Annotated in this window: 3 protein-coding genes; all 3 read left to right on the top strand. The window is 26.4% G+C overall.

The window, feature by feature from the left end; genetic code table 11:
- Positions 1–820: peptide chain release factor 2 (gene prfB, locus CEX73_RS00085; RefSeq protein WP_101626629.1), on the top strand; the 820-nt coding region annotated here is incomplete at its 5' end.
- Between the two features lie 8 nt (positions 821–828).
- Positions 829–2,316: a lysine--tRNA ligase gene (gene lysS, locus CEX73_RS00080; protein ID WP_260080840.1), complete on the top strand. Its 1,488-nt coding sequence runs from the start codon at positions 829–831 to the stop codon at positions 2,314–2,316.
- Positions 2,317–2,407: 91 nt separating this feature from the next.
- A partial coding sequence (gene murI, locus CEX73_RS00075) for a glutamate racemase (protein ID WP_101626627.1) occupies positions 2,408–3,130 on the top strand: 723 nt, incomplete at its 3' end.

Here is a 3,130-nt window from a genome sequence, read left to right as displayed (position 1 = left end):
AGAAATTATTACTGATATTAAATATGAAATAAAACGCTTAACTATCAAGTTACAAAAACTTGAAATGTGTTATATGTTTACTGGTAAACATGATAATTATAATTGTTATATAGATATTCAAGCTGGTTCTGGAGGAACTGAAGCACAAGATTGGGCTAATATGTTATTACGTATGTATTTACGTTGGTGTGAAAATCATGAATTTAACACTGAAATTATTGAAGAATCAGTGAATGAAATGGCTGGTATAAAATATGCAACCATAAATATAACTGGTAGTTATGCTTACGGTTGGTTACGAACAGAAACAGGTATACATCGATTAGTACGTAAAAGTCCATTTGATTCTGGAGGTAGACGTCATACTTCATTTAGTTCAGTTTTTGTTTATCCTGATATAGAAAATAATATTGATATTGATATAAATCATAAAGATTTACGGATTGACGTTTATCGTGCTTCTGGTGCAGGAGGTCAACATGTTAACCGTACTGAATCAGCAGTACGAATAACTCATTTACCAACTAATATTGTTACACAATGTCAAAATAATCGTTCACAACATAAAAATAAAGATCAAGCTATGAAACAGCTTAAAGCTAAACTATATGAATTTGAATTACAAAAAAAAAATATAGAAAAAATTACAAGAGAAAACAATAAATCAGATATTAATTGGGGTAATCAAATTCGTTCATATATATTAGATGATTCACGTATTAAAGACTTACGTACTGGGATAGAAATAAGAAATATTCAGGCAGTACTCAATGGTGATTTAGATCAATTTATTCAAGCTAGTCTAAAAGCTGGGCTATGAGGTATGTTATGTGTAAAGAACGATTATTTAATTTACGTAAAAACAAATTAACAATATTACGTGAACAAGGTAATCCATTTCCTAATGATTTTAGAAAAAATATAATTTCTAATCAATTACATACACGATATGGTCATCATAATAATCAAATATTAAAACAATTAAATATTAATGTTAGTTTAGCAGGACGTATGATGACACGTCGTATTATGGGTAAAGCATCGTTTCTTACTTTACAAGATGAAGGTGGGCAAATTCAACTATATGTTTCTTCCAATCATTTATCTAAAACTTTATATAAACAAATTATAAAGATATGGGATTTAGGAGACATATTAGGTATAAATGGTTATTTATTTAAAACTCGTACTGGTGAATTATCAGTGCAATGTACTCAGCTTAGATTATTAACTAAATCATTACGTCCACTTCCAGATAAATTTTATGGTTTAGTAGATAAAGAAATACGTTATCGGCAACGTTATTTAGATTTAATTACTAATGATAATTGTATGTATCTATTTAAAATAAGATCTAGTATTATCGCAGAAATACGTACATTTATGAAAAAATATAATTTTATGGAAGTCGAAACTCCTATGATGCATTCTATTCCTGGGGGGGCAACAGCTCGTCCATTTATAACACATCATCATACATTAGATATAGATTTATATCTACGTATAGCTCCAGAACTTTATTTAAAAAGATTAGTAATTGGTGGTTTAGAACGTATTTTTGAAATTAATTATAATTTTCGTAACGAAGGATTATCTGCATATCATAATCCTGAATTTACTATGATGGAATTATATATGGCTTATGCAGATTATCGCGATTTAATACCTTTAATAGAAGAATTATTCAGAGAAATAACTCAACATATTTTTGGTAATCAAATTATATCTTATAACAATCACAATTTAGATTTTAGTAAAACATTTCTAGAAATGACAATGATTGAAGCTATTTGTTATTATAACAAAAATATTTTACTAAATGATTTAAATAATATAGTTCAAGTAAAAACTTTAGCAAAATCTTTAGGTATTCATATCGATCAAATGTGGGGATTAGGTAAATTACAAACAGAAATTTTTGAAGAAACAACAAAAAAACATTTAATTCAACCAACTTTTATTACTGCTTATCCAGTAGAGGTATCACCTTTAGCACGTCGTAATAATCATAATCCATTTGTTACTGATCGTTTTGAATTATTTATTGGCGGGATTGAAATTGGCAATGGTTTTTCAGAACTTAACGATCCTGAAGATCAAGCATCCAGATTTCTTGAACAAACTAAAAATACTAATAATAATACCAATAATATTTATTATGATCAAGAATATATCACCGCACTTGAATATGGTTTACCACCTACCGCAGGATTAGGTATTGGTATTGATCGTATCATCATGCTATTGACTAATAGTAAAAATATTCGTGATGTAATTTTATTTCCTACTATGCGCCCCCAATACACTAAAAACTAATTAAAACTAACTTAAATAAATAATAATTTATTTATTAGTCAGCAATAATTTTTATAGATTTAATCTAAAGTTTTTTTATTTGTACATACAAATGTATTTAAAACGTAAAAAAAAACAATTAACTATTTTAATATTAGATTCTGGGGTTGGTGGATTATCTATTTTTCATGAAGTAAAACAAAAATTACCAAATGCAAATTATATATATGTATTTGATAATGAAGCTTTTCCTTATGGAACAAAACCTAAGTTATTTATTATTAATAGAATTATAAAAATTATTAATGCTATTAGTAAAAAACATTTATTCAATATGATTATTATTGCTTGTAATACTGCTAGTATTTTATCATTAGCAATATTACGTAAATATTTTTCTTATCCTATTATTGGAGTAACACCTGCTATAAAATTAGCAGTAAAATTAACACATAGTAGATTTATTGGTTTACTTGCTACAGAAAGTACAATACAAAGTAATTATATTCATAAATTAATAAATAAATATGCTCAATTTTGTCAAATTATACCATTTAGTGCTCCAGAATTAGTAAATTTAGCTGAAGCTAAATTACATGGTGAAAAAATATCACTATTTATGTTACGTAACATATTTTATGTTTGGCTACAAAATAATAATAATATTAAAATTGATACAATCATATTAGGATGTACACATTTTCCACTATTACGTCGAGAAATAGAGTTAGTATTACCAACATCAATCACAATTATTGATTCTCATCAAGCTCTAGCTAAACAAGCATATTGGTTAGCTACAAAATATATTTGTTTAAATAAACAAATACAATTA

The sequence above is a fragment of the Candidatus Palibaumannia cicadellinicola genome, from assembly GCF_002855795.1.
Lineage (GTDB): Bacteria > Pseudomonadota > Gammaproteobacteria > Enterobacterales > Enterobacteriaceae > Baumannia > Baumannia cicadellinicola_C.
This window is presented reverse-complemented; position numbering and strand designations above follow the sequence as displayed.

Excerpts from the sequence above, each read along its gene's own strand:
- lysS (WP_260080840.1), top strand. The coding sequence starts at position 829 with ATGTGTAAAGAACGATTATTTAATTTACGTAAAAACAAATTAACAATA.